This is a genomic window from Kribbella sp. NPDC055071 (assembly GCF_053608045.1).
The window spans coordinates 406,846-431,974 of record NZ_JBSGUS010000001.1 but is presented as its reverse complement, the minus strand read 5'-3'; the positions used below and the strand labels follow the sequence as shown (position 1 = coordinate 431,974).

Here is a 25,129-nt window from a genome sequence, read left to right as displayed (position 1 = left end):
GCGTCCTCCGGGCTTGTTGTCAGGGGATCTGGAGCAGGCGCCTGACACCGTAGTCGAAGCGGTGGTCGAACGAGTCGTCGAGCATGGTCTCGAGGCCGACCTTTGCCAACGCCGGATACGCGCCGGTCTCGAGCAGGTCGGGCGCGTTGCCGTGCCGGTTGTCGGTCGGCGTCTGCTCCTCCTGGGTCAGGCCGATGGTGAAGTACACGATCGACCAGCACAGCCGGGCCGCATCCGGCGCCGAGTAGCCGGCCTCCAGCAGACTCCCGACCATGGCCTCGGCCACGCGCAAGGTCTTCCCGGTGCCCGTGAAGGTGCCGGCCACCAACCGCCCGCCGTCGCGGTGCGCGAGCATCGCGGCGCGATAGCGGGTCGCCACGACCTGCACCCGCTCGACCGGATCCGGCGGCAGCTCGTCGACGCCGACCTCGCCGATGATGGTGTCGGCCATCGTGTCGATCAGCGCCTGCTTCGTCTTGACCTGCCAGCTCACCGAGTTGAGATGAGCGCCGAGCGTCCGCGCCACCCCGCGGAGGGAGAGCTTCTCCAAGCCCTCCTGCTCCAGCGTGGTGAACGCGGCGGCGATCACGTCGTCCTGAGTCCAGCGCATCGGATCGTTGCCCCTTTCGGCGACGTGGTTTCGCCTCATCGTACGAATCAGTCGCCGAACGCAGCCTGCGACACCTCGTCCCAGGCTTCCCACTCCGCGATCCGGGCGGCGTACTCGGCCTTGATCACGGTCAACGGCAGCGCACCGAAGAAGATCCGCAGCGGCGGCTCGTCGGCGTCGACCACCGCGAGGATCGCGTCGCAGGTGGCACTCGGGTCGCCGCGCTTGCCCGACGGCCGGCTCATCGCGGCGCGGAAGTCGTCGTACGGCGGGAGCTGCTCGGCATGCACCGCGGACGGTCCGGCCCAGTCGGTCGCGTACCCGGCGGGCTCGACGAGGGTGACCTTGATCCCGAAGCCCTTCACCTCAGCGGCCAGGCTCGCGGTGAATCCCTCCAGGCCGAACTTCGACGCGTGGTAGAGCCCAAGCCCGGGCAGCGCGTACACCCCGGCGATCGACGACACCTGGATGATGTGACCGTTGCCCTGGGCCCGCAGGTGCGGTACGGCGGCCTGGGTGACCCACAGCGGCCCGAGGAGGTTGACGTCGAGCTGGTCCTTGGCCTGTTGCTCGGTCACCTCCTCGACCATGCCGAAGAGTCCGTACCCCGCATTGTTCACCACGACGTCGAGCCGGCCGAAGTGCTCGACGGTCCGGTCGACAGCGGCCGCGACCGCGGCCCGATCCGTGACGTCGACCTGTAGCGGCAGCACGGCATCGCCGTACTTGGTGACCAGGTCGTCGAACGCCCCCGCCGAGCGGCTCACCGCCGCGACTCGATCGCCCCGCTCGAGCGCGGCCTCGGTCCACTCCCGACCGAACCCTTTGGAAGCACCGGTGATGAACCAGATCTTCTCGGACATCAGTTTCTCCTTCTTGTACAGTGACCAAGTCCTGAGTCCAGTAAACTTGGTCAGTGCACAAGAATCAAGGGTCAGCGGTGAACCCGGCCGGTTCTCAGGAAGTGGCTGGGTGGTGGCCGGTGGATTCCAGGTACCAGCCGGTCGCGCGCTGCTGCTCATGCCAGAAGGTGGCATAGCGTCCGTTCGCTGCCAGCAGCTCGTCGTGGCGGCCGAGCTCTACGATCCGGCCCTGGTCAAGGACCGCGATCTGGTCGGCGCCGGTGAGAGTGGTCAGGCGGTGCGCGATCACAAGGACGGTCCGGTCGGCGCGGAGCTCGGCCAGCGCCGCAGTCACCGCGGCCTCGTTCTCCGCGTCGAGCGACGAGGTCGCCTCGTCGAGCAAGGCGATCGGCGCGGCCTTGCAGAGTGCGCGAGCAATCGCGACTCGTTGCCTTTCGCCACCGGACAGCAGCCGACCGCCCTCCCCCACCCGGGTCTGCCAGCCGTCGGGCAGACGCTCGATGATCGAGTCCACTTGGGCGCGCCGGGCGGCGTCGTGTACCTGCTCGGGCGTCGCGTCCGGGTTCCCGAACCGGATGTTCTCCTCGATCGTCGCGTCCATCAGATACACGTTCTGGAACACCATCGCGACGTTCGCACTCAGGTTGGCGCTGCCGAGTTCGCGCACGTCGACACCGCCGATCCGGATCGCGCCCGACTCCACGTCGAAGAACCGGCCGATGAGCTTGGCCGCCGTGGTCTTGCCGGCACCGGAGCTGCCGACGAGTGCGGTCGTCGTACCCGCTGGGATCTGCAGGCTCACACCGTCGAGCACGCGACGGCCGGACGGGTAACCGAAGGCCACTTCAGCCAGCTCGATCGACGATCCGTCCGGATCCACCGGCGAGCTCGGCTCGGCCAGGGGCGCGGTCTCGAGTACGTCGCTGATCCGCTGGGCAGAACCCCGACCGGCTCGCAGCGCGGTCGCGACCCCGGCCACAATGTCGAACGGCCGGAGCAGACTGATGCCCAGGACAACGAGTGCGATCATCCGCGGGACGGTCAGGCCACCATGGCCGAGCAACAGCAAACCACTCAACAGTACGCAGGTGAACGCGAGCTGGATCGACAGCTGACCCAAGTACTGACTGGGTAGCGCGGCCAGAACTCCACGCCGCGCTGCCGTGTGCTGATCCGTCAGCGCGTCATCGAGGAGTTGCTTGCCGGTGTTCAGTCGCCCGGCGGACCTCAGCACCGGCTGTGCCGCCGCGAACTCGACCAAGCGGGCACCAGCCTCGGCCGAGGCAACAGCATCGGCTGCGTCCGCGCGATCGGTGAGTCGTCGCGCAACCGCGAAGACCAGGAGCACCAGTGGAGCGCAGACACCCGCGGCCAAGGCGATGCGCCAATCGGCGATCACGAGGAAGACCAGGACCGTCACCGGCGTGAGAACAGCACCGAGCAAGGCCTGCGCCAGGAACACGCTGCCGACGACCCGACCGACATCCCCACTGATCAGCCGCGGCACACTGCCCGACCGGTCTGTGTCGAACCAGCCCAACGGCAACTGGACCAGATGGTCCTCCAACCGCTGGTAAAGACTGCGCCGCCACTCGGAGGCGAGCCGCAACGCGCGCATTCCCATGTCGTACTGGGCGATCCAGCCGATCACGACGACACCGGCGAGCGGGATCAACCACCAGGCAGCCGCCCGCGTGTCTCCACTCAGGAGCTCGATCAACAGGCGAGCAAAGAGTCCGAAGACCGCGCCCTCACTGATCGCGTAGATCGTGGTGGAGATCAGGTACCGCAGGACCAGCGGTCGTTGACCACGGTCGACCAGCCCGAGGAGTCCGGTGATCATGCGACGGCATCTCCTTGCTGAGCACGCCACAGAGCGGCGTACCGGCCGTTGGTGGCGAGCAGGTCCGGATGCGTGCCGCGTTCGACGATGTGGCCGTCGTCCAGCACCAGGATCTGGTCGGCCCGCGTCACCGTGTTCAGGCGATGGGCGACCACGAGCAACGTACGCCCAGCGGCCAGCCGCGCGAGCGCATCCTGGACGGCGGCCTCGGACTCGGGATCCGCGTACGCCGTCGCCTCGTCCAGTACGACGACAGGAGTATCGGCCAGCAAGGTCCTGGCGATCGAGAGCCGCTGCTGCTCACCGCCCGACAGCACCGCGTCGTCCCCGATCACGGAGTCGTAGCCGCGCGGTAGCCGGAGAATCCGGTCATGGATCGAGGCTGCCTGGGCCGCGGCGCGAATCTGGTCGTCGGTCGCATCCGGTGCGGCCATCGCGATCGTCTCCCGGATCGTTGTCCGCAGCAACGTCGTCTCCTGGAACAGGAAGCCCACCGTGCGATACAGATCGCCCGGACTGATTCGGCGAAGGTCGGTCTCGCCCAGCCTGATCGCCCCGGAGGTCGGATCGTCGAAGCGGGCGAGCAGGGTCGCGAGGGTCGATTTGCCAGCTCCTGACGGGCCGACCAAGGCAGTCACAGTGCCGGGCTGCAGAGTGGCGTCGATGTCGTGCAGTACCTGGCGTTCGGAGGTGTAGCCGAAGGACACCTGGTCGAAGGAGACCACCAGGGGGTCCTGCGGGGTCTCGGATTCCGCATCGGTGACTCGCGGTTCGGTGGGTTCGGTGAGCAGTTCGTCGAGGCGTTCCGCCGCGGCCGTGGCCCGCCGGCGTTGATCGCGGGCCGCATAGATCGGGCTCAGTTGCTCGAACAGCCCAATCCCCAGCAAAACAAAGGCGATCACGTCCGGCGGCCGCGTCCAGCCCGCCGCCACGAACGCCGTACCAGCGGCGGCCAGCACTAGGACCACCGTCGCCGGTGCGACCGTGGCGCGAGTCAGGCTGCGCCCCCGGACGAAGATGGCCTGCGCTTCTTCGTCTGCCTCGATGTACGCCGTCGCCGCGCGGGAGAAGCGTGATGACTGTCCGACCTGGCGGTACGCCTTGACGACATCGATCGCCTGGGTCAGCTCGACCGTCGCCGCGGACAGCTCACGGTTCGCGGCCGCGACGCGCGCCATCGGGCTCGAACTGCGTGCTGCCAGCCGCATCCGGATCGCCTGGGCCGCTCCCGTCACGGCAACCGTCAACAACGCCAGCCGCCAGTCGATCCAGAACAGATACACCACGATCACCGCCGGGCCGGCGACCGCAGAGGCGAGGTCTCCGCGAGCGTGCGCGACCGCGTGATGCAGCGAGGCCACATCGTCCTGGACGAGGCTTGTCACCCGGCCGGAGGCACCACCGGAGAACCAGCGCAGCGGCAGCGCCGCCAGATGGTCGGCCAGCCGACGACGCAACGCCAGCGCGAGGTCGGCGTCGGCGAGGTGGCTGATGGCGCCGGCCGCGGCGTACAGGATGACTCTGGCGGCGACGAGACCGACCGCGAGCCAGGCCAACGGCCAGACTGACGCGGTCGGGTCCACCAACAGTCGGCGCGCGATCTCGACCACCGCCACCGCCGGCGTGATCGACAGCACGGTCGCCAGCGTCTGCAGTACGGCGGCAGTCGTCGCGCGAGTGCGGACCGGCCGTTGTAACGCAGCCAGCGGCCGCTCGACAGACGTTCGCACAGCTCTAGATCGCGGCGACCGAGCTCCGGCCGGCGCCCAGGTAGGCGGCATGGCGGATCGCGTCCACGACGTACGCCGGAACCTTCAGACCCTGTCGTTGGGCCCAGAGCAACTCGCCTTCGACGCGTCCGATCTGCTCGGCGTAGTGCAGCAACCCGGCGTCGCCTTCCCCGTCCTGACCAGTGATCCCGAGACGCTCCATCACGACACCGAAGTCACCGCGCTGCTGCTCGTTGTACGCACCGACCGGCTCGAACGAGAACCGGCGGATCGTCCTGGTCAGCCACTTCTGCCACGCCGCCAGCTCTTCCCACAGGCCCTGGGCAGCGATCTTGTAATACGCGAAATGTCCCGGCTCCTGCCGGCGGATCGGCCCGACGATCGTCGCCGCCACCGCCTTCTCCCCGAGTTGCAGCAGACCCTTGTGCAGCTTGTTGTAGGCGAGGATGGCCGACTGCTCGGTCGCGACCCCGGTCAGGTAGTAGAGCATCCGGGTCACGTCCTGCACCGCGGCCGACTTCCCCAGCGCGCCGAGAATCCGCATCCGGACATCGATGTGGGTGAGGTTCAGCGTCGACGACGGCAAGCCGATCAGCGACTGCAGCTTGTCCAGGATCAGGCCGTGATGGGTCTCCTGCGGCAGCCACACATCGGCGTAGAAGTGCTTGTCGACGGGCGGCGGATCGGGCAGCAGCAGGTTCAACTCGAGCACGTTCCGCTCGACCTCGAGCTCGACCCGCGACATGTACGCGAGCACCGGCCCGAACTTCTCGGCCAGCAGCTTGGGACGGGTCATCGTGTAGTCGGCGCTGCCCAACGGAATCGGCGGATGCTCCTCCGCCAACTTGTCCACGTGGTCGGCCAGCCGGCCCTCGACAGTCGCTCCCCGCCGAACGCGCGCGGCCCGCCGCCGCAACCACTCACCTACAGCAGTCACGCTCCCACACCCCCATCAGCCCATCGACGTACAGGCACAGCAATCGATTCCAAGTAAGGTCCACCTTACCGGCAGCGATTAACGATGTAATGGCCTGCCAATGGACAGATTGGTCCGATCTGCCGACGGCCCGTGGTGGCCCAACTCGCGCGACACGCAGGACCGAACACCCCGCGTGACGAATCCGGCCAAAATTGAGCTGAGAGTTGGGTTCTGAGCGGAGGATGCCCGTGATCCCGGACAGCACGACCTCTGATCGGCCCGCGGCGGCACGCATCCTGGCCGAGGTCGCAACCGCATTTCGCGTTGCGGATCTCACACCCTTTTTCCCGCCGGTACGGCGAATTGTGCCCGAACCGACTCCGATGATCCCTGCACCCGGTAGCCACCTGACCGTCGCGCAACTCGACTACCTCCGGTCGGAAATGCGGCCCTGCGGTCCGGAGCTGGTGGCGAGTGCAACTGAGAAGGTGATGTGGCACGACAGCGACGACGTTCTCAACGTCGCGCACTGTGGACCATCCGGCGCAGTCATACCCGTGGTTGCGCGTGAGGTGACGCTGGTGCTTCGCCGAGCTCTCGCCGCGGACACCGCCGTACACACAGCTGTTGCCGCACTGTCCGATCAGGACCGGGCCACGATGGCGGCGACGACCACTGATCGCGATCCGATCGAGATCCTGAACGTCGGGTTCGAGACGACCGCGCGGGCCTTGGTGCAACACGCGTACGTGGCCACGCCGTACGCGACGCCTGCGGAGTTTGCCCGCGGGCTACGTGACTCCGGTGTCTTCGCGGTGGTGGCGAACACGTGGTTCTGGGGTCTGCAATCGTCGACATTCCGGCGCGGGATGCTTCCAGTCGTGCTGGAAGGACGACCCGACGGCACACTGCGCTACACCAGCGAGTCCTCCGCGATGCTGCGCGCGATGAAGGACGCCACGATCGCTCGGGCCCACACGAGCGGCATCCCGGTCCGGTACGCCGCAATCGCCGAGCTGCCTCGCTGTTTGGCCAATATGTCCGTTCAAGGCGTGACCGTGCTTCCCCGCCTGGTCGACGCCTTTGTCGAAACGTTTGTTCGCCTGCTCGACGTCGTACCCGTTGGAATGGAGACCACGATGAGTGAAGTGTTCGAAGTGCCGGATATGACCTGCTCGCACTGCACCGACACGATCACCTCGGTGCTGGCGTCCGAGGGCGTGGCGGTGTCCGAGATCGACCTGACCACCAAGAAGGTCGTCGCCGCGTTCCCGACCACCGCCGTCCGCGACCGCTGCTTCACCGCGATCCGCGACCGCGGCTATACGGTGGTGCCGACCTAAGCCGGTGCGTACTCCTTCAGGATCGCCATGAAGGCGCGCCGTCAGGCCGGCCGGAACCGCTGCTCCATGGAGTCGAGGAAGCGCTCGACGCTGCGGTAGGTGGCGGAGGTGTAGGCACCGACACTTCGCTCGGCCACCAGAGCGTCGCGCATCGCGTCGACATAGCGGCGCTGGACGACGATCGACTGTTCGATCACGTCCGGTTTCGCCTGGCTCACCTGCTGACTCCCGGAGACGATCCTCGGCACGATCTGCTTCATCGTGCTGACGACCTCCGGATCAAGCGGTACGCCGTCGACGGTCTGCTCCTCCAACGGCCCGAGCGTGTCGATCGCCGTCTTGCCAACCTCCCGCAGCAGCGCCTGAACGGAGTCCCGGCGCTCGCTCGCGTCCTCCGAGCTGAAGTTCATCCGGGCGATCACTGCGGGCAGACTCAATCCGAACATCACCAGAGTGACCAGCGCGACGAGGAACGCCGCGAGCACCACGGTGTCGCGGTGTGGCGTGCCGGCCGGGATGGTCTGAGCGGCCGCGACCGTGACAACCCCGCGCATGCCGGCCCAGGCCAGCACCAGGATGCCCCGCCCGGTGATCGGCTCGCGTTCCTCGAAGTCCACGTCAGCCTTGCCGCGCGCGAGCCGCTTCCGGGCCCAACTCAGCCGACTCTCCTCGCGCGCGCCGTCCGGCGTGATCGCGTCCAGCTTCTCCTCGTACTGACTCAGCTTGGCCCTGACCTGGTCACCGCGATCGCTCGGACCGAAACGAGCCTGCAGCGCGGTCCAGGCGAACCCGAGGAACCGCAGGGCAATCAGCAGCCCTACGACCAACAGCACCAGGAGCGTGATCTCCCCGATCGTCGTCTCCGCTCGCGCATCGTTGACGAGCTCCGGCAGCTGATACCCCATCGCCAGGAAGACGCCGCTCTCGAGGATGAAACTGATCGTCGTCCAGGTCGTGGCCTGGGTCTGTCGATCCCGCGCGCTGAACTTCCGGCTGCCCAGCGCACCGGTCAGGAGCCCGGCGATGACCACGGCGAGAACGCCGGAAGCACCCGCCTCCTCGGCCGGGAAGTAGGCGAGGAACGGCACCGCGAACGAGATCGTCGTGTTCAACACCGGATCGTCCAGCCGCTGCCGCAGCACTGCCGTCAACCACCCCACGACGGCCCCGATGACGCCGGCGCCGACGACCGCCCAGAGGAAGTCGAGGATCGTGCCGACGAGGCTGAAGTCGGCCGTGAGAGCGACGGCGGCGACAGCGGTCCGGAGCACAACGAGCGCGGACGCGTCGTTGATGAGGCTCTCCCCTTCGAGCACCGTCATCAAGCGAGGTGGCAGCCCGACGCGGTGACCGATCGCGGTCGCCGCGACGGCGTCGGTCGGACTCACCACCGCCCCGAGCGCCACGGCCAGGGCGAACGAGATACTCGGGAACGCCGCATGCACGATCGCCCCGATCGCCAGCGCCGAGACGATGACCATCACGAACGACAACCACGAGATCAGCGCGAAGTTCCGTCGTACGTCGAGAACGGGTAGCTGGACCGCGGACGAGTACAGCAGCGGCGGCAGCACGCCCGCGAGGATGATCTCGGGCTCGATGTGGATCGCCGGCGTACTCGGCAGGTAGCTCGCACCGATGCCCAGGGCAACCAAGAGCAACGGTGCCGCGACCCCGGTCCGGCGGGCGAAGACCGAGGCCGCGATCATGATCGCGAGTCCCGCACCGGCCACGACGAGAAACTGATGATGCTCCACGCAACGATACTCTCGGTCAGAATATTGCTGAGAGCAACAAGGTCATCGCCAGGCCCATGATCGAGATGACGGTTTCCATCACCGACCAGGTCTTGATGGTCTCGCCGACGGTCATGCCGAAGTACTCCTTGACCAGCCAGAACCCGGCGTCGTTGACGTGCGAGAAGAAGAGCGACCCGGCACCGATGGCCAGCACGATCAGTGCGACCTGGGTGGTGTTCTCACCGACGGCCAGCGGCGCCACGATGCCCGCCGCAGTCACGGTCGCGACGGTCGCCGAGCCCGTGGCCAGGCGGATCAGCACCGCAACGATCCAGCCGAGCATGAGAGCCGAGAGGTTCGCGGCGATGGCGATCTTCGCGATCGCCGTGCCCGTTCCGCCGTCGACCAGGATCTGCTTGAACCCACCACCGGCGCCGACGATCATCATCACGCCCGAGATCGGCAGCAGGCTCGCGCCGATCTTCTTGCTGAGCACGGGAACCGTGAAGCCGACCGCCGTACCGAAGGTGTACATCGCGAGGAGTACCGCGAGCAGCAGCGCGACCACCGGGTCACCGATGAACGCCAGCACCGGGTACAGCGCCGCGTCCTTGCTCATCCAGACGTCCGCGGCGGCCTTGATCAGCATCAGCACCACGGGACTCAGCACGGTGATGAGAGTCCAGGCGAAGCTAGGCGTCCGCGTCCGCTGTGCGTCGCCGTCCTCGGGTGCCTCGTCGTCGGCCCCGCCCGTGACCTGCAGCGCCGTCCCGGATGCGCCGATCGGGACCCACTTCGCGGCCAGCCTCCCGAACAGCGGACCGGCAACGATGACGGTCGGGACCGCCACGAGCAGACCCAGCGCGAGCGTGATGCCCACGTTGCCGTGCAGTACGCCGATCGCCGCGAGCGGACCCGGGTGCGGTGGCACGAAACCGTGGAGTACCGAAAGGCCCGCGAGGGCGGGGATGCCGAGCAGCATCGCCTTCGCGCCGGATCGCCGGACGGCGAGCACGACGACCGGGATCAGCAGCACCAGCCCGATCTCGAAGAACATCGGGATACCGATGATGAAGGCAACCAACGCCATCTTCCACGGGAGCGTGACGCTCCTGCCCTTCAGCAGCGTCTCGACCACCTGGTCGGCGCCGCCGGAGTCGGCCAGCAGCTTCCCGATCATCGCCCCGAGCGCGATCAGGACGCCGACGTACCCGAGCACGCTGCCGACGCCGTTCTCGTACGACTTGGTGACGCCGCCGGCGTCGATCCCGGACGCGAGGCCGACGAACAGCGCGCCGATCGTCAGCGCGAGGAACGCGTGCACCTTGAACGCCACGATCAGCGCGACGATCACCGCGATCCCGATCACGGCGACGATCAGTACGCGCGTGTCATGCCCGTTCCAGGGCGCGTTCACATCATCCGCAGTGGCGGCCGCCGGTACCGCGGCCAGCCGACTGATGCCATCTCCGAAGCTCACGACCGCACCGCCTCCCGGACGCACGTCGGACCCACAACCAGTCAGGCGCCCTAGACCCGCAGTTTCCCACCACCCCAGCCGGCAAACGACAGCGGCACGCCGCCGCTAGCTCGCGCGTGGGGTCAGGCGAAGCAGGCTCCAGTCGTGGCGGGCGTCGATGATCCGGCAGACGACGTAGATGGTGAACGAGATCGTGGTCACGTACGGGCTGATCGGCAAGCTGCCGCCGAGCGCCAGCAGGATCCCTCCGACCAGCGAAACAGTGGCGAAGAGGACGCTCAGCACCGGCACGAGCCAGGGCGAGGTCGCGACCCGGAGGGCGGCGGCCGCGGGGGTGACCACGATGCTGAGCACCAGCAACGCACCGACGATCTGGACTGAGATGGCGACGGCCAGGCCGAGCAACACCATGAACACCAGGGACAGCAGCCGAACCGGCACACCGCGGGCGGCAGCCTGATCCGGGTCAGAGCTTGCGAACATGAGCGGCCGCCAGACGATCAGCAAACCGATCAGCACGACGATGCCGGTGCCGATCAGCCACGACAGTTGCGGGGTGTCCACGGCAACGATCTGCCCGGTCAGCAGGCCGAACTTGTTCGCCGCGCGGCCCTTGTACAGGGCCAGGAACAGCACGCCGAGGCCGAGCCCGAACGGCATCAGCACCCCGATGATCGAGTTCCGGTCGCGCGCCCGGCTGCCCAGGACGCCGATCAGCATCGCGGCAAGGATCGAGCCGAGCAACGAGCCGGCGACCACGTTGACGCCGAGCAGCAACGCGCCCGACGCGCCCGCGAACGAGAGCTCGCTGATGCCGTGGACGGCGAACGGCAGGTCCCGCATCATCACGAACACCCCGATCAGACCGCCGACGACGCCGAGTACGACGCCGGCGATGATCGAGTTGTGGACGAGCGCCACCAGTTCGCCGTAGTTGGCGAAGTTGAAGATCTCGTGCCAGGTATCCATCGTCACCCCGCTCGCAGCGCCGGCGCGTGATGCGCATCCGACCAATCAGGGACGCCTGCCACCAGGACCCGGCCGCCGGAGTGGATGACCTCGACCGGGGACTGGTAGAGCTCGCTCAACATCGACGAGGTCATCACCTCGTCGACCGTGCCGATCCGGAAGTGCCCGCCGGCCAGGTAGAGCACGCGATCGACGTACGGCAGGACGGGATTGATGTCGTGCGTGACGAAGACGACCGCCGTGGCATGCGTACGGCGACGCTGGTCGACGAGACCGGAGATCGTGCGCTGGCTGTTGAGGTCGAGCGACAAGAGCGGCTCGTCGCACAGCAGCAGCCTCGGGTCCGACACCAGCGCCTGCGCGATGCGAACCCGCTGCTGCTCGCCGCCGGACAACAGTCCGATCGGCCGGTCGGCGTACTCCAGTGCACCGACCGAGTCGAGCACCTCGTCGATCTGGCGACGTCGAGCCCGGTCCGGTCGCCCGATCCCCCAGCGATGGCCGTCCAGCCCTTGCCCCACGACGTCCCGAGCCCGCAGTGGGGTCTGGCTGTCGATCCGCCGGTGCTGCGGGACGTATCCGATCTCCGTACTCCCGCGGTGTGGAGGCTCGCCGACGACCCGCGCGCTGCCCGACATCAACGGATGCAGGCCGAGGACCGCCTTCAGCAGACTGGTCTTACCCGAACCGTTGGCGCCGAGGACCGCGAGGAACTCGCCGGCCCGCAGGTCCATCGTCAGGCCGCCCCACAACCGGTGCTTCCCGTAGCCGAATGCTGCGTCATCGAACCGCAGCACCGACTCTGGCCTCTTCATCTGATTCAGCATGGTGACCTCAGGACAGCGCCGAACGGATCGCATCGAGGTTGCCGGTCATCCAGCTCAGGTAGTCCTTGCCGGCCGGTAGCGTCTCGGTGACAGGGACGACGGCGATGCTGTTCGCCTTGGCCGCGGCCAAGACCTTCTCGGTCTCCGGGCCGGAGGTCTGCTCGTTGTAGGCGAGGAGCTTGACCTGCTTCCCGCTGAACAACCCGAGCGTCTGCTGCAACACGGCCGCCGGGACGTCGGTGCCCTCTTCGATCGCCTCGCTGAACTCCGCCGGCGTCTTGTTCACCAGTCCGCAGGCCGTGAGCAGATACACGGGGACCGGCTCGGTGATCGCGGCACCGGCGCCGTTGGCGGACGCCTTGATCGAAGCCTCAGTGGCCTCCAGTTGCTTCACCTTCGCGTTGAACGCCGTCGCGTTCGCCATGTACGTCGAGGCATTGGCCGCGTCGACTCCGGACAGCGTGGTCGCGAGCTGGGTGACCAGCTTCTGCACGGACGGGAAGTCGTACCAGACGTGCTCGTTGAGCTCACCGCCCACCGGAGCCGTATGGCCGGAGATGTCGACCACGTTCAGCACCTTGGCCGACGTGTTGCCGGCCGACTTCAGCATCTTGTCCATGAAGTCGTCATAGCCGCCGCCGTTCTCGATCACGACCTGGGCCTTCGACAACGACAGTTGCGTCTGGGTGTTCGCCTCGTACGAGTGCGGGTCCTGATCGGGGTCCGAGATGATCGACGTCACGTCGACCCGCTCCCCCGCGATCTGCTTCACGATGTCGCCGTACACATTGGTCGACGCCACCACCTGGACCCGGTTCGCCGACACCGGCGACGTGCCGGAATTGTCCCCGGAATTCGCACCGTCAGAGGACGATCCGCAGGCGGCCACCAGCACCAACACGACCGCACCGGCCACCGTCCCAACCACTCCACGCAGCCTCACAACACACCCGTCCCTAGCCCTCACGGCAAATCGATAATGAAAACCATTCCGGGTTAACCCTAACACCGATCCAGGACCGTGCTATCTTTTATCTATCCAGATAAAAATTGATCCGCTCAGATAAAGGACCTGACCGTGAGTCTCTCCGGAACTCTCGCTGTCGCGATGCTCACCGCGCTGACCGGCGTGCCCGCGGTCCCGTCAGCCGATCCTGTGGTGCACACGGAATCGGGAAGCGTCCGTGGCCAAGCACTGCACGGATACCGCTCGTACCAAGGCATTCCGTACGCCGCAGCACCCGTCGGTGAGCTGCGCTGGAAGGCACCGCAACCGGCGCGGCCGTGGCAGGGCGTCCGGGATGCGACCAAGCCGGGCGCCCGATGTGCTCAAAACGCCAGCCCATCAAGCGGTACGGCGGGATCGGCCAGCGAGGACTGCCTGTTTCTGAACGTGACAGCGCCGACTGGCCGAGACCTCCCCGTCCTCGTCTACGTCCACGGCGGTGGTCTGACCACCGGAGCCGGCAGCGACCTGTCCGCCCGCCGCCTCGCCGTCGAGGGTCACGCGGTCGTGGTGACGCTGAACTATCGGCTCGGTGTCTTCGGCTACTTCGGCGCACCCGGACTGGCCGGATCGGGGACCTTCGGGTTGCAGGACCAGCAGGCCGCGCTGCGTTGGGTCCAGCGCAACATCCGCGCCTTCGGCGGCGATCCACGTCGTACGACGCTCTTCGGAGAATCCGGTGGCGGTGACAGCGTCTGCGGTCAGCTCGTGTCGCCGACCGCGCGGGGTCTGTTCAGCCGCGTGATGATCCAGACCGGTACCTGCAGTACGGCGAATCCCGTCGATGCGCTGTTCCCGGGCGCCGGAGCCAAGGTCGCCTCCTGGCAACCGGTCCGCACTGTCGAGGCATCCGGTGCCATGGTCGGCGCCAAGCTCGGCTGCCCGGCCGCGGCGATGGACTGTCTGCGCAAGCTCCCGGTGGCCACGCTGCTGTCCGATCCGGCGGTGGCGTCGGTCTACTGGAGTCCGGCGTACCAGACGGCCACGCTGCCCGAGCATCCCGCCGCGGCCGTTGCCGCCGGCCACTATCCACGGATTCCGGTGCTGATCGGCACCACGAAGGACGAGGGCACTCTGCTGGTCGCGCTCGCCGGTGGGCCTCAGGACCTGGCGGCGTACCGGGCGTTGCTCGAGCGAGCCTTCGGGGAACGTGCCGGCGAAGTGGCGCGGGCGTATCCGGGCGTCGATCCGGCCGCGACGTGGGCAGCCGTGGTTGGCGATCGTGGGTACGTGTGCCCGAATCAGGAGACTGAGCGGGCACTGGATCGCCGGGTTCCGACGTACGCCTATGAGTTCGCCGACGAGCAGGCGCCGCTGATCTTCAACGTCAGGTCGGCCTTCCCACTGGGCGCTTACCACGCGTCGGACGTCCCGTATCTGTGGGACGACCCGAAGGGTTCGCCTGCGTTCGACCTGTCCCGACCACAGCAGGAGTTGTCCGACACGATGATCGACTACCTGGCTCGATTCGCCGCGACGGGCGATCCGAATGGCTTCACGACGCCGTACTGGCCGAGGGGCTCGACGCCGCAGGTGCTGGCACCTGGTCGGGTCGGACCTGCCGACACCTCGGCCGAACATCATTGCGACCTGTGGCGGAGGATCGGATGACCGAGCAACGAACCGTGACCAACCTGGCTCGGCGGGCGCAGATCGTGCGGGCCGCGATCGAGGTGCTGGCGGAGTCCGGGTACGCCGGGGCGTCGTTCGCTCGGATCACGCAGCACGCCGGGCTGAGCAGTCCGCGGATGGTGTCGTACCACTTCCGGGACAAGGACGAACTCTTCCAGCAGGTGCTGATCGAGGTGTTCACCGCTGGTGCGCAGGCGATCCAGTCACGGCTCGACCAGGAGACCACACCCCGCGGCAAGCTCGTCGGTTACCTCGAGGCCAACCTGCGCTTCCTGTACGACCATCCCCAGGAGGTCGCGGCCCTGACGGCGATCGGGCCGTACATGCGGAGACCGACCGGTGAGCAGTACGACCAGCAATCGTCGCGCGAAGTCAGCGTGAGCGACCTCGAGCGCACCCTGGCCGCGGGCCAGGAATCCGGTGACTTCCGCGACTTCGACGTCCGCTCGATGGCCATCGCCATCCGTGGTGCGGTCGACGCCGCGCCCGCCCAGTTCCACGGCTCATCACCCCTGGGCCTCGACACCTACACGCAAGAACTCGTTGCCCTGTTCACAACCCGAATCTGCACGGAGGAGAGATGACGCGCCGCCCGCTGTTCCTCGAGCTCCTACTCCCCCTGATCGTCTTCTACGGCCTGCGCCTGGCCGGCACCAGCCAGTTCGTGGCTCTCCTCGCGGGCGCGCTCGTGACCGCCGCAGCCACTGTGGTTCACGTGATCCGCGAGCGCCGCGTCGGCGGCATCCAGTTGTTCGTCCTCGGCACGATGGTCGTGACGGTCGCCGTCTCGTTCATCAGCGGCAACCCTCGCGTGCTGCTGATCCGCAACGGCTGGGGAACGGCCGCGCTGGGCATCTGGTGTCTGCTCAGTCTCGCGGCCCGCAGGCCGTTCCTTTACGAGGGCGGCCGGTTGATCCTCCCGCCGGAGAAGGCAGAGCAGTGGGCGCAGAACTGGGAATCCCACGAGGTCTTCCGCAACGTTCTCCGGACCTGCACCGCGGTCTGGGGCGTTGCGTTCCTCGTCGACGCGGCGGTCCGGGTGGTGATGGCCGCAACCCTGCCGATCGACGTCGTACCGCTTCTCGATGACGTTCTGCTCGTTGTCACGCTCGTGGCGCTCGTCGTCTTTCAGCGGACCTATGCACGCTCGCGGTTGCATCGCGACGGGCTGCGGCTTCGGGGGGTTCGGGTCGTCTCGGTGTGAGATGTTGAGGCCATGACCATCGACGTTCGTCCGGCGGCGGTGTTTGAGGATGTTCGGGCGGTGATCGGGCCGAAGGCGCCGACGGCGACGGTGTGCTGGTGCCTGAGTCACCGGATTCCGTCGAAGGAGAACAACGCCCTGCACGGAACCGCTCGGGGTGAGTACGTGGCCGAGTTGTGTCGTGGTGTCCCGGCGCCCGGGGTCCTCGCGTACGACGGCGACACACCGGTTGGGTGGGCGGGGATCGCGCCACGATCGGCGACGACGTACGAGCGCAGCCGGCAGATCCCACACCTCGACGACCTGCCGGTGTGGTCCCTGTGGTGCATCCGGGTGCGGCCGGGCCACCGCGGTCAGGGGATTTCGCAGACGCTCATCACCGGTGCCGTCGAGTTCGCCCGCGTGAACGGCGCCCCGGTCGTCGAGGCCTATCCGATCGACAACGGTGACACGAAGGTCGATCTCACCATGGCGTACGCCGGGATCCGCAAGAACTTCGAGCGCGCCGGCTTCACCAAGGCCGCCGACACCACCTCCAGGCTCGCCAACCTCCCCCGGATCCTGATGCGCCTGGACCTGCAGAGTGACTGACATCCTCCTGATCGGGGCCGGGCGGATCGGCATGCCGATCGTTCGGCGTCTCGTCCGCGCCGGGCACACAGTCCGCGTGTACGACGCTCGCCCCGAGCTCCAGGCCGCCGTCCTCGCTACCGGTGCGACCTGGACCGACAAGCCGGGTAGCGCCGAGGTGGTCTTCACCGTCCTGCCCGGAAGTCCGGAGTTGCGGTCGGTGATGCTGTCGCCGGACGGCCTGCTCGAACGGCTCGAATCCGGGACCACCTGGGTCGATCTGACCAGCGCCTCGCCTGCACTTGGCGAAGAGCTCGCGGAGGCAGCACGTCGCAGCCAAGTCGCGTACGTCGAAGCACCAGTCGGCGGCGGGGTGCCGGCCGCTGAGGCGGGCCAGCTCACGCTGTACGTCGGCGGCGAGCCGGCCGCGATCGAACGAGTCCAACCCGTGCTCGAGGCGTTCACCGCGAAGCTCCATCGCACCGGTCCGTCCGGGACTGGCTATCTGACCAAGCTGCTCGTCAACCTGCTGTGGTTCACGCAGGCGACCGCGGTGGGCGAGGCCCTGTTGCTCGGGCAGTCCGCCGGCCTGGATCCATCGTACCTGCGCGAAGTCCTGCTGGACGGTCCGGCGGCATCGGCCTTCATCGCCGACACCGTTCCGAGCCTGCTGGCCGGCGACTACCTGCCGACGTTCGGCCTGGATCGCATCGTCGAGGAACTCGAATCAATGGAGTCCTTTGCCCGCCATCAGCACACGCCGGCGGACCTGATCGCCCAAGTGACTGCCCAGCACCGGGCCGCCCTCGCCCACTTCGGCCCCGCGAACGGCGAACTCCTCGCGATCGCCCAGCTGGAGCAGCTGGCCGGCCGGGCGATCAGAGGGCTGGGGTCATAAGGGCGAGCATCGTGGCCATCCCGGCGCAGGTCAGGCAGTGGCAGCCGCCGAGGATTCGGTGGCCGGGGGTCTGGATCAGTCGGACCAGCCACCACCCGGCCGAGATGATCAGCAGGCCGACCGCCACCCAGCTCAGCATCGCGGTCCACGCCTGGATGCCGACCAGATCGCTGAGCGACACAGCGCCGTGGTCCATGCCCGCCATATCCATCTCCATGCCCGCCATCCCCCCGCCGGACGACATCAGGATCGGCATCGCGGCGAGCATCCACACCATGCCCAGGTTCATCGCGCCATGCACGAGCGCTCCCGCGCGGGCCGTCACGGTGACCGAACCGGCCAGGTGGTAGAGGAAAACCACCGCGAACCCACCGAAGATCGCCATCTGGATCCAGCGCGCCTGACCGGCCGACGGCCACCACAGCATCACGACCATCGCCGGGCCCATCACGACGTGGCTCACGTCGACCAGGGTCTCCATGGGCGGCCGCCGTACCGTCATCAGCCGCCACAGGCAATACAGTCCCGTTGCCGAGAAGACCACAGTCAGCGCAACGGACATCGCAGCGAAGATCCTTCCTGACGACCTGCAGAGATGAGGCATACCGACCGTGCCGTCGGTCTAACTCTGACCGGGTTCGCGAAGTTCCGCCAACCGGGAACTGGTGTCGGCACTCGTTCGTAGTCACCGGTTGGGGGTACGTGGCAACCAATCGGTCAGGAGTGCTGTGAGTTCGACGCGCCACCGGCGGTGGCTGATCGGGTACGTCGTTCTGCTCGGCGCACTCGCGATCGCCGTTCCCCTCGTCGCCACCGGGGCGATGGGACCCGATAGCTACCTGCGGATCGCCCGCGACGATCCGGGCCGGCTGACCGGATTCGTCGCGACCCTGATCCGCGCGGTGGCCGATCTCTCGTCGATGGTGACGGTCGGCGCGCTGGCTGCGGCGCTCGTCGCGGGCAAGCTGCGGCCGGTGCGGGAGGCCGGCGCCAAGCGTCAACTGGAGATCGCCGAGTGGTTCGAACCGGCCGTCCTGCGGCGAGCCGCCGGGGTGTGGGCGGTGAGCTCCGGGCTGCTGATCGCGGTCGACTCGGCCAACTCGAACGGGCTCTCGCTCGGCCGGATCGCGGATCCGCGGGCGCTCTGGTTCGCGATGTTCTCCGGCGACTTCGGCTGGGCCTGGATGGTGACCCTGCTCTGCGCGCTCGTCGCCTTCGTCACGAGCCTGGCCGCCGTGCGGTGGGTCACCTACCTGATCGCGCTCGGCGCTGCCCTGGTCGGGTCGCTGGCCCCGGTCGTGGTCGGCCAGGTGCTGGTCGGTCCGAGGCACGACTTCGGCAGTGATGCCGCCATCTACCAGACGGTGGCCTCGCAGGTGCTGCTCGGTGTGATCGTCATCCAGGTGCTGCGGATCGGGACGGATCGCCGGCTTCGCGCGCTCGATCGGGTGCACTGGCGGGCGACCGCCGTACTGCTGCTGGGCGTTCTCGTGGTGACCGAGGGCGTTCTGGTGTGGTTCAAGCTGGCTGGGTCGTCGCCGTTCGCGTCGGCCACCGGTTGGTTCGAGTTGGTGCGGCTTGCGGCGTTGGTCGTCATCGGGCTCGGGCTTTTGCTGGCCGCGCATGGCCGGCGCACAATGGCCGCCCTCCCGTTGGTCGGCGGCGTCGCGGTGTTTGTTGCCAGCGGTACCGCGATGACGCGGATCCCGCCGCCACAGTTCTTCGTGCCGACGTCGATCAGCCAGACCTTCTTCGGATTCGACCTCGCCGATCCCCCGTCGTTCGCGTCGCTGGTCGGCCAATGGCGTCCGAACCTGTTGTTCGTCACCGCTGCCGTGGTCGCCGTCGCCGCCTATCTGGCCGGGGTACGACGGATCCGGCGGCGCGGCGAGGAGTGGCCGGTCGGTCGGACGATCGCGTGGTCGCTCGGGTGGCTGCTGATCGTCGTGGTGACCAGCTCGGGGCTCGGCAAGTATTCGGGTGCGGACTTCGCCGTACATATGGCTGTGCATATGGCGTTGAGCATGCTGATTCCGCTCCCGCTGGTCCTGGGCGGTCCGCTGACACTTGCACTCAAGGCGCTGCCGTCGGCCGCGAAGGACGCGCAGCCAGGGCCGCACGAGTGGATCGTGGCGGCGCTGCATTCACGTCCGCTCCGGGCGCTGTACCACCCGCTGTTCGTGTTCGGCGTCTACATCGGTTCGTACTACGCCTTGTACCTGACGGGCGCCTTCGGGACCTTGATGAGGTTCCACTGGGCGCATCAGCTGATGAACGTGCATTTCCTGCTGATCGGGTGCCTGTACTTCGGCCTGGTGATCGGGGTCGATCCGACGCCGCGCAAACTGCCGTCGCTGGCCAAGTTCGGCTTCCTGATGGCGGCGATGCCGTTCCACGCGTTCTTCGGCGTGATTCTGATGTCCGGTGGCGATGTCATCGGCAACTCGTTCTACCAGCACCTCGAGCTCGCCTGGCCGCGCGATCTCGCCGACATCCAGCACACCGCCGGCGGTATCGCCTGGGCCGGCGGCGAGATCCCGCTCGTGATCGTCGTGGTGGTGCTCGCGTTGCAGTGGGCGATCCAGGACGGCAAGGACGCCCGCCGGATCGATCGTCATCTCGATGCCGGCCTGGATGATTCGTACGACGCCTACAACGAGATGCTCGAGCGGCTCTCCCGGCGTACGGATGAATCGCAGGTCCGCCGATGACGGTGACCGCGCCGGTGGAGCGTCCGGACAGCGTTGAGCTGATCATCGGCGGGATGACATGTGCCGCCTGCGCCAACCGGGTCGAGCGCGCGCTGAACAAGCTCGACGGCGTCACGGCCAGCGTGAACTACGCGACCGAGCGGGCCATCGTCACCGGGTCCGGAGCCGATCTCGCCGAGCGGGCCACGGCCTCGGTCGACAAGGCCGGGTACGAGGCGACCATCCGCGATCCAGAATCCGGTGACGACCTCGCGGATCAGATGTCGGCTCGGCGCATCACTGGTCTGCGTCGGCGGCTGGTCGTCGCGACGCTGCTGGCGATTCCGTTGATGGACGCGACCATCATCCTGGCCGCGGTTCCGTCGTTGCGCTTCCCCGGCTGGAGTCTGGCCTGTCTGCTCGTCGCGCTGCCGATCGTGACCTGGGCTGCGTACCCGTTCCACCGGGCGACGCTCCGCAACCTGAGGCATGGCGCGGTGAGCATGGACACGCTGGTCTCCCTCGGCATCGCGGTGTCGTTCGGTTGGGCGATGGTTTCGGTCATCTGGCCGAGTACGTCCAGCCAGCACTGGCTACGTCTCGACACCGGTGGCCTGTATCTCGACGTCGCAGCCGGTATGACGGTCTTCCAGCTGGCCGGCCGATACTTCGAGACCCGGTCACGCCGTCGCGCGGCGGATGTCTTCGGCGCGCTCAGTCGGCTGGCGACGCCGATCGCGCGGGTCCGACGTGGCGGCGCGGAGATCGACGTACCGACCGGGCAGGTGGTCAAGGGCGAGGTCGTCATCGTGCGGGCCGGTGAGATCGTCCCGGTCGACGGGACTGTGACCGAAGGAACGGCGGCGGTCGACACCAGCGTGGTCACGGGCGAGCCGCTGCCGCGCAGTGTGGGCGCCGGCGACCCCGTGGTGGCGGGCACGATCAGTACCGATGGACGGTTGGTTCTGACTGCGACTGCCGTGGGGGCCAACACCCAGCTCGCCCAGATGGCTGCTGTCGCCGAGCAGGCGCAGGAACGGAAGGCGCGGATCCAGCACACGGTGGACAGAATCATCGTCTGGTTCGTCCCGGCGGTGATCGCCCTCGCGGTTGTCGTCACGGTCGGCTGGTACTTGTCCGGCGCACCGCTCCAGCAAGCTGTCGGCACCGGCATCTCCGTACTCGTCATCGCGTGCCCGTGCGCACTCGGACTGGCCACCCCGACGGCCCTGATGGTTGGGATCGGCCGTGGCGCTTCGCTCGGGATCCTGATCAAAGGTCAGGATGCGCTCGAGGCCAGCGGCGTGATCGACACGATCGTCCTGGACAAGACCGGCACGCTGACCACCGGCGAACTGACGATCGCTCACGTAGCGACGACCGGGTCGCTCACGGCTCCCGACGTACTTCGGTATGCGCTGTCGGTCGAGCAGGGATCGGAGCATCCGATCGCGCGCGGGGTGGAACGACGGGCGGAGGCCGACGGTGTCGAGGCTTTGCCGGTCACGTCGTTCCAGGTCCGGCCGGGTCTCGGCGCGACTGGCTGCGTCGACGGTCATGAGGTCGTCGTTGGTAACGCGGCGCTGCTCGAGTCCCTGGGTGTGACGGTCAGCGGTTCCGGGATTCAGGTGGCTGTCGACGGCCGACTGGTTGGGACGTTGACGGTGGCCGACACCCTGCGGCCGAGTGCGATGGCCGCAGTGGAATCCCTGCACCAGCAGGGGTTGCGCACGATTTTGCTCACCGGAGACGGCGAGCAGGTCGCGCGGGAGATCGCCGAATCGCTCGGTATCGCCGATGTCCGTGCTGGTGTCCTGCCTGCGGACAAGGCGGCCGTGATCGCGAAACTGCAGGCCGATGGGCATCGCGTTGCGATGGTCGGTGACGGTATCAACGATGCGGCCGCGTTGGCCACGGCCGACCTCGGCCTGGCGGTCGTGACCGGTACGGACATCGCGCTCAAGTCCGCCGACATCATCTTGGTCCGCGAGGATCTCCGCGTGGTTCCCACCGCAATCGGGTTGGCCCGCCGCACCCGTCGTACGATCCACCGCAATCTGATCTGGGCCTTCGCTTACAACCTCGCCGCCGTTCCGATCGCCGCCGCGGGTCTGCTCAACCCATTGATCGCGGCCGCGGCGATGTCGCTCTCATCGCTGTTCGTCACGTTCAACAGCCTCCGGCTGCGCGAGTTCGGCGCCGATCTCGATTCCGACTAGTCAGCCGGCGCGGTCCAGGACGCAGTCGCCGCAGACCGGGCCGGCGTGGTCGGGCGCGGCTCGGTAGATCAGGCAGCAGCTGCGGCGGCGGAAGTGACCGGCTTCGGCGGTGTAGGCCTCGCGCAGAGCGGGGTGGGTCAGGAGCTGGGCGGCGAGGGTGTGGGCTCGTTCGGAGAGGTGAGGCGCCGCATTCGTGAGCGCTGTCGCGGCGCCGTTGATGGCCGAGGCGACGTTCCCCCACAGGATGGGTTCGGAGACGCCGTACGGCTTGGTCGCCTCGGCCAAGGCCGGGATCGGGCCGTCGATCAGCTCGCTGCTGAGGTCGCGATCGCTCGTCAGACTTGGCAGTGACAGGGGAAACGCTCCTCCGAGGACGGGTTGCCACCACGCCGTTTCCAAGGTGACGGATCGGACTCCCCCGTCGAGGACCGCGGTGCCAAACGCCGGTGAGATGAGGCGCGCGACCAGGCCCAGGTGCGTGATCGACGCGGCCACGCGTACTTCGATTGCCGCAGGCAACTGACCGCTCACGGCAGCGAGGTACTCGCGGGTGGCCGTGACGCGGTCCTGCAGTACGGCGGGATCGTCGACCAGCTCGATCATGCTTCGCCAAGGCGGGACCGGCGCCGATCCGGGTGCGTGTTCTTCGATCGCGAAGAACGGACCGAGGGCCGCGAGCTGGTTCAGCAGCGCGGCCTTCGGTGGCGTGTTGGTCATACGGTACTGACGGGCTGCGCCTCATCAGCAGAGCGCTGCGAGCCCGGGTGGAGCAGGCGGTCGGCCAGCGGGCCGAAGACCAGGCCGATGGCCGCCCACAGGATGAGCTGGGCGCCGACCGAGTACAAGCGGAACGAGTACAGGCTGTCCGCATCGAATCCCGGGTAGACGATCGTGCCCTTGGGGTCGGTCAGCGGCAGCGGAGTCTCGGTGGCGTGCTTGCCGTACTCCTCGACGTTCGCGGCCAAGTGCCCGACCGAGGGCAGCACCGCCATCAGAACGCCGATGATCACCGCGTAGGCCGCGATGGCGAGGAGTGTCGCGTTCCAGTTCCCGAACCGCGGCTTCAGGTACTTGCCGAGGATCACCGCGCCGACCAGCAGCACAATCGAGCACGCGACCATCGCCAGGTACAGGTTGCCGCGGTCGTGGATCGTGTCCTCGTGGCCGATCGAGGGCGGATTGGCCGGATACTTCAGGAACGGCACGAAGTAGATCCCGAGGAACCCGGCCAGCGCGACCAGCATCGCGAGCGTGCGCGGCCGGAGGTTCCCGACCCGGCCCAGGCAAATGGCGTACGCCACCGCGAACAGCGCACCCATGGCGATACCGAACAGCACGATGCCCACGCCGATGCCGATGTTCGCCTGGAGGGTACGGCTGAAGATCTCCGGACCGGCGGCCTCGACCGGGAGCCCGGCCGCCTTGTCCAGTGCCTCTTGGGCAGCGTCGCGCCCGCTCTCGTAGTCGATCGCGGCCTGGATCTGCGGCTCAGCGAAGATCCGCGCGAACACGAACGCGAGCAGCCCGCCCACTGCGCCGGCGATCACGCCGCGCAGGATCAGTTTCTTTTCCATCAGTGGCAGGGGAAGCCGAGGAAGTGCCGACCGTCGTGGACGAACTCGTGGATGTGCATGTCCTTGCCGAAGATCGAGTACGCGCCCTGGTCCACACCGATGAAGTAGTAGACGAGCAGCGCCAGGACCGCGGTGCTGACCAGCCACACCACAGCCTTCGAGATCGGTACGACGACCGGGGTCGACACCGTGGTGGGAGCAGACAGATTGCTCACGAGCAGAGCCTCCTTCTAGGGGATCGTGCGTCCCGCAACCAATGGAGCGTCGTGACGGCCAAGTATCTGACTCACCGGCAGCATGCTGCGACCGGCACACAGTGGCGCGACCGTGCCGAATTCTCATCGGCTTCCTCACGCCGTCACTACCTCCGGAGAGTACGGAAGCGGTCCGGACACGTCAATCAGGCGACACGCCGGACCGCGTCACACCTCCAGGTGATCACTCAGTGAGACTCCGCCGCGACATCGCGCGGAAAAGCTACCGTGTTGATCGACTTACTTCTCTATCAGGAGGACCCGATGAGCGTCACAGACGAGTTGCTCGAGAACGCCGCACGGTACGCCGAGAGCTTCGACAAGGGATCCCTGCCACTCCCCCCGGCCAAGCACGTGGCCGTCCTCGCGTGCATGGATGCGCGCCTCAACCCCTACGGTCTCCTGGGCCTGTCCGAGGGCGACGCCCACGTCATCCGGAACGCCGGTGGCGTCGTCACCGCCGACGAACGCCGCAGCCTGGCCATCAGCCAGCGCCTGCTGGGCACCCAGGAGATCATCCTGATCCACCACACCGACTGCGGGATGCTCACGTTCACCGACGACGAGTTCAAGGCGTCGATCGAATCCGAGGTCGGGCAGAAGCCGGACTGGGCCGCCGAAGCCTTCCCCGACCTGGAAGCCGACGTCCGCCAGTCCATCCGCCGGATCACGACCGACCCGTTCATCCCCAACAAGTCCTCGGTCCGAGGCTTCATCTACGACGTCACCACCGGAGCCCTCGACGAGGTCAAGGCATAG

At 67.6% G+C, this 25,129-nt stretch carries 23 protein-coding genes and 1 riboswitch; of the genes, 9 read left to right on the top strand and 14 right to left on the bottom strand.

Annotated features, from left to right (window positions below; all coding sequences use genetic code 11):
• Positions 1–19: 19 nt before the first annotated feature.
• From ACWF4Z_RS02045 to ACWF4Z_RS02025, 5 genes are all read right to left on the bottom strand, one after another.
• Positions 20–610, bottom strand: coding sequence for a TetR/AcrR family transcriptional regulator C-terminal domain-containing protein (locus tag ACWF4Z_RS02045; protein ID WP_452241042.1), 591 nt, complete (start codon positions 608–610; stop codon positions 20–22).
• 47 nt (positions 611–657) lie between these two features.
• Positions 658–1,473 (bottom strand): SDR family NAD(P)-dependent oxidoreductase, encoded by an 816-nt coding sequence (locus tag ACWF4Z_RS02040; RefSeq protein ID WP_452241041.1) that lies wholly within the window; start codon positions 1,471–1,473, stop codon positions 658–660.
• Positions 1,474–1,567: 94 nt separating this feature from the next.
• The gene (locus tag ACWF4Z_RS02035; protein ID WP_452241040.1) at positions 1,568–3,316 is read right to left on the bottom strand and encodes an ABC transporter ATP-binding protein; all 1,749 of its coding nucleotides are present in this window, start codon (positions 3,314–3,316) and stop codon (positions 1,568–1,570) included.
• Positions 3,313–5,046, bottom strand: a complete 1,734-nt coding sequence (locus tag ACWF4Z_RS02030) for an ABC transporter ATP-binding protein (RefSeq protein WP_452241039.1) — start codon at positions 5,044–5,046, stop codon at positions 3,313–3,315. The genes ACWF4Z_RS02035 and ACWF4Z_RS02030 overlap by 4 nt, the downstream gene beginning before the upstream one ends.
• Positions 5,047–5,050: 4 nt before the next feature.
• Positions 5,051–5,983, bottom strand: a complete 933-nt coding sequence (locus tag ACWF4Z_RS02025) for a GTP-binding protein LepA (RefSeq protein ID WP_452241038.1) — start codon at positions 5,981–5,983, stop codon at positions 5,051–5,053.
• A gap of 365 nt (positions 5,984–6,348) precedes the next feature.
• Between ACWF4Z_RS02025 and ACWF4Z_RS02020 the strand changes: the two genes are divergently transcribed.
• A complete protein-coding gene (locus ACWF4Z_RS02020; RefSeq protein ID WP_452241037.1) occupies positions 6,349–7,308 on the top strand; it encodes a heavy-metal-associated domain-containing protein in 960 nt (319 codons plus the stop codon).
• Positions 7,309–7,349: 41 nt separating this feature from the next.
• Here ACWF4Z_RS02020 and ACWF4Z_RS02015 read toward each other — a convergent pair whose 3' ends face one another.
• The 5 genes from ACWF4Z_RS02015 to ACWF4Z_RS01995 form a co-directional block, all read right to left on the bottom strand.
• Positions 7,350–9,065 (bottom strand): cation:proton antiporter, encoded by a 1,716-nt coding sequence (locus ACWF4Z_RS02015; RefSeq protein ID WP_452241036.1) that lies wholly within the window; start codon positions 9,063–9,065, stop codon positions 7,350–7,352.
• Positions 9,066–9,081: 16 nt separating this feature from the next.
• A complete protein-coding gene (locus tag ACWF4Z_RS02010) occupies positions 9,082–10,464 on the bottom strand; it encodes a GntT/GntP/DsdX family permease (RefSeq protein ID WP_452241305.1) in 1,383 nt (460 codons plus the stop codon).
• Positions 10,465–10,632: 168 nt separating this feature from the next.
• Complete coding sequence (locus tag ACWF4Z_RS02005) at positions 10,633–11,496, bottom strand: metal ABC transporter permease (RefSeq protein ID WP_452241035.1); 864 nt, start codon at positions 11,494–11,496, stop codon at positions 10,633–10,635.
• 2 nt (positions 11,497–11,498) lie between these two features.
• Positions 11,499–12,311 carry a metal ABC transporter ATP-binding protein gene (locus ACWF4Z_RS02000; protein ID WP_452241034.1) on the bottom strand — a complete coding sequence of 271 codons (813 nt, stop codon included), beginning with the start codon at positions 12,309–12,311 and terminating at the stop codon, positions 11,499–11,501.
• A 19-nt stretch (positions 12,312–12,330) separates the two neighbouring features.
• The gene (locus ACWF4Z_RS01995; RefSeq protein ID WP_452241033.1) at positions 12,331–13,266 is read right to left on the bottom strand and encodes a metal ABC transporter solute-binding protein, Zn/Mn family; all 936 of its coding nucleotides are present in this window, start codon (positions 13,264–13,266) and stop codon (positions 12,331–12,333) included.
• 135 nt (positions 13,267–13,401) lie between these two features.
• Here ACWF4Z_RS01995 and ACWF4Z_RS01990 point away from each other — a divergent pair, with 135 nt between their 5' ends.
• From ACWF4Z_RS01990 to ACWF4Z_RS01970, 5 genes are read left to right on the top strand one after another with little or no spacing between them, the layout of a single operon-like run.
• Positions 13,402–14,940, top strand: a complete 1,539-nt coding sequence (locus ACWF4Z_RS01990; RefSeq protein WP_452241032.1) for a carboxylesterase/lipase family protein — start codon at positions 13,402–13,404, stop codon at positions 14,938–14,940.
• Positions 14,937–15,545, top strand: coding sequence for a TetR/AcrR family transcriptional regulator (locus tag ACWF4Z_RS01985; RefSeq protein WP_452241031.1), 609 nt, complete (start codon positions 14,937–14,939; stop codon positions 15,543–15,545). The genes ACWF4Z_RS01990 and ACWF4Z_RS01985 overlap by 4 nt, the downstream gene beginning before the upstream one ends.
• Positions 15,542–16,165 (top strand): VC0807 family protein, encoded by a 624-nt coding sequence (locus ACWF4Z_RS01980; protein WP_452241030.1) that lies wholly within the window; start codon positions 15,542–15,544, stop codon positions 16,163–16,165. The genes ACWF4Z_RS01985 and ACWF4Z_RS01980 overlap by 4 nt, the downstream gene beginning before the upstream one ends.
• A gap of 12 nt (positions 16,166–16,177) precedes the next feature.
• On the top strand, positions 16,178–16,756 hold the full coding sequence (locus ACWF4Z_RS01975; protein WP_452241029.1) for a GNAT family N-acetyltransferase: 579 nt from the start codon (positions 16,178–16,180) through the stop codon (positions 16,754–16,756).
• A complete protein-coding gene (locus tag ACWF4Z_RS01970) occupies positions 16,749–17,633 on the top strand; it encodes an NAD(P)-dependent oxidoreductase (RefSeq protein ID WP_452241028.1) in 885 nt (294 codons plus the stop codon). The genes ACWF4Z_RS01975 and ACWF4Z_RS01970 overlap by 8 nt, the downstream gene beginning before the upstream one ends.
• Here the strand turns inward: ACWF4Z_RS01970 and ACWF4Z_RS01965 are convergent.
• Positions 17,614–18,195 (bottom strand): DUF5134 domain-containing protein, encoded by a 582-nt coding sequence (locus ACWF4Z_RS01965; RefSeq protein WP_452241027.1) that lies wholly within the window; start codon positions 18,193–18,195, stop codon positions 17,614–17,616. The two genes, ACWF4Z_RS01970 and ACWF4Z_RS01965, sit on opposite strands and share 20 nt — an antisense overlap.
• A gap of 166 nt (positions 18,196–18,361) precedes the next feature.
• Here ACWF4Z_RS01965 and ACWF4Z_RS01960 point away from each other — a divergent pair, with 166 nt between their 5' ends.
• Together ACWF4Z_RS01960 and ACWF4Z_RS01955 are read left to right on the top strand one after the other, a co-directional pair.
• Positions 18,362–20,344, top strand: coding sequence for a cytochrome c oxidase assembly protein (locus ACWF4Z_RS01960; protein ID WP_452241026.1), 1,983 nt, complete (start codon positions 18,362–18,364; stop codon positions 20,342–20,344).
• Positions 20,341–22,542, top strand: a complete 2,202-nt coding sequence (locus tag ACWF4Z_RS01955; protein WP_452241025.1) for a heavy metal translocating P-type ATPase — start codon at positions 20,341–20,343, stop codon at positions 22,540–22,542. The genes ACWF4Z_RS01960 and ACWF4Z_RS01955 overlap by 4 nt, the downstream gene beginning before the upstream one ends.
• Here ACWF4Z_RS01955 and ACWF4Z_RS01950 read toward each other — a convergent pair whose 3' ends face one another.
• The 3 genes from ACWF4Z_RS01950 to ACWF4Z_RS01940 are packed head-to-tail and all read right to left on the bottom strand — an operon-like array spanning position 22,543 to position 24,331.
• Positions 22,543–23,259 carry a (2Fe-2S)-binding protein gene (locus tag ACWF4Z_RS01950; protein ID WP_452241024.1) on the bottom strand — a complete coding sequence of 239 codons (717 nt, stop codon included), beginning with the start codon at positions 23,257–23,259 and terminating at the stop codon, positions 22,543–22,545. It abuts the gene before it with no gap.
• Positions 23,256–24,116: a CbtA family protein gene (locus ACWF4Z_RS01945; RefSeq protein ID WP_452241023.1), complete on the bottom strand. Its 861-nt coding sequence runs from the start codon at positions 24,114–24,116 to the stop codon at positions 23,256–23,258. The genes ACWF4Z_RS01950 and ACWF4Z_RS01945 overlap by 4 nt, the downstream gene beginning before the upstream one ends.
• Positions 24,116–24,331, bottom strand: a complete 216-nt coding sequence (locus tag ACWF4Z_RS01940; protein WP_452241022.1) for a CbtB domain-containing protein — start codon at positions 24,329–24,331, stop codon at positions 24,116–24,118. The genes ACWF4Z_RS01945 and ACWF4Z_RS01940 overlap by 1 nt, the downstream gene beginning before the upstream one ends.
• 40 nt (positions 24,332–24,371) lie before the next feature.
• A riboswitch (cobalamin riboswitch) is annotated at positions 24,372–24,518 on the bottom strand.
• A 116-nt stretch (positions 24,519–24,634) separates the two neighbouring features.
• On the opposite strand from ACWF4Z_RS01940, the gene ACWF4Z_RS01935 reads away from it, so the two are divergent.
• Positions 24,635–25,129, top strand: a complete 495-nt coding sequence (locus ACWF4Z_RS01935) for a beta-class carbonic anhydrase (RefSeq protein ID WP_452241021.1) — start codon at positions 24,635–24,637, stop codon at positions 25,127–25,129.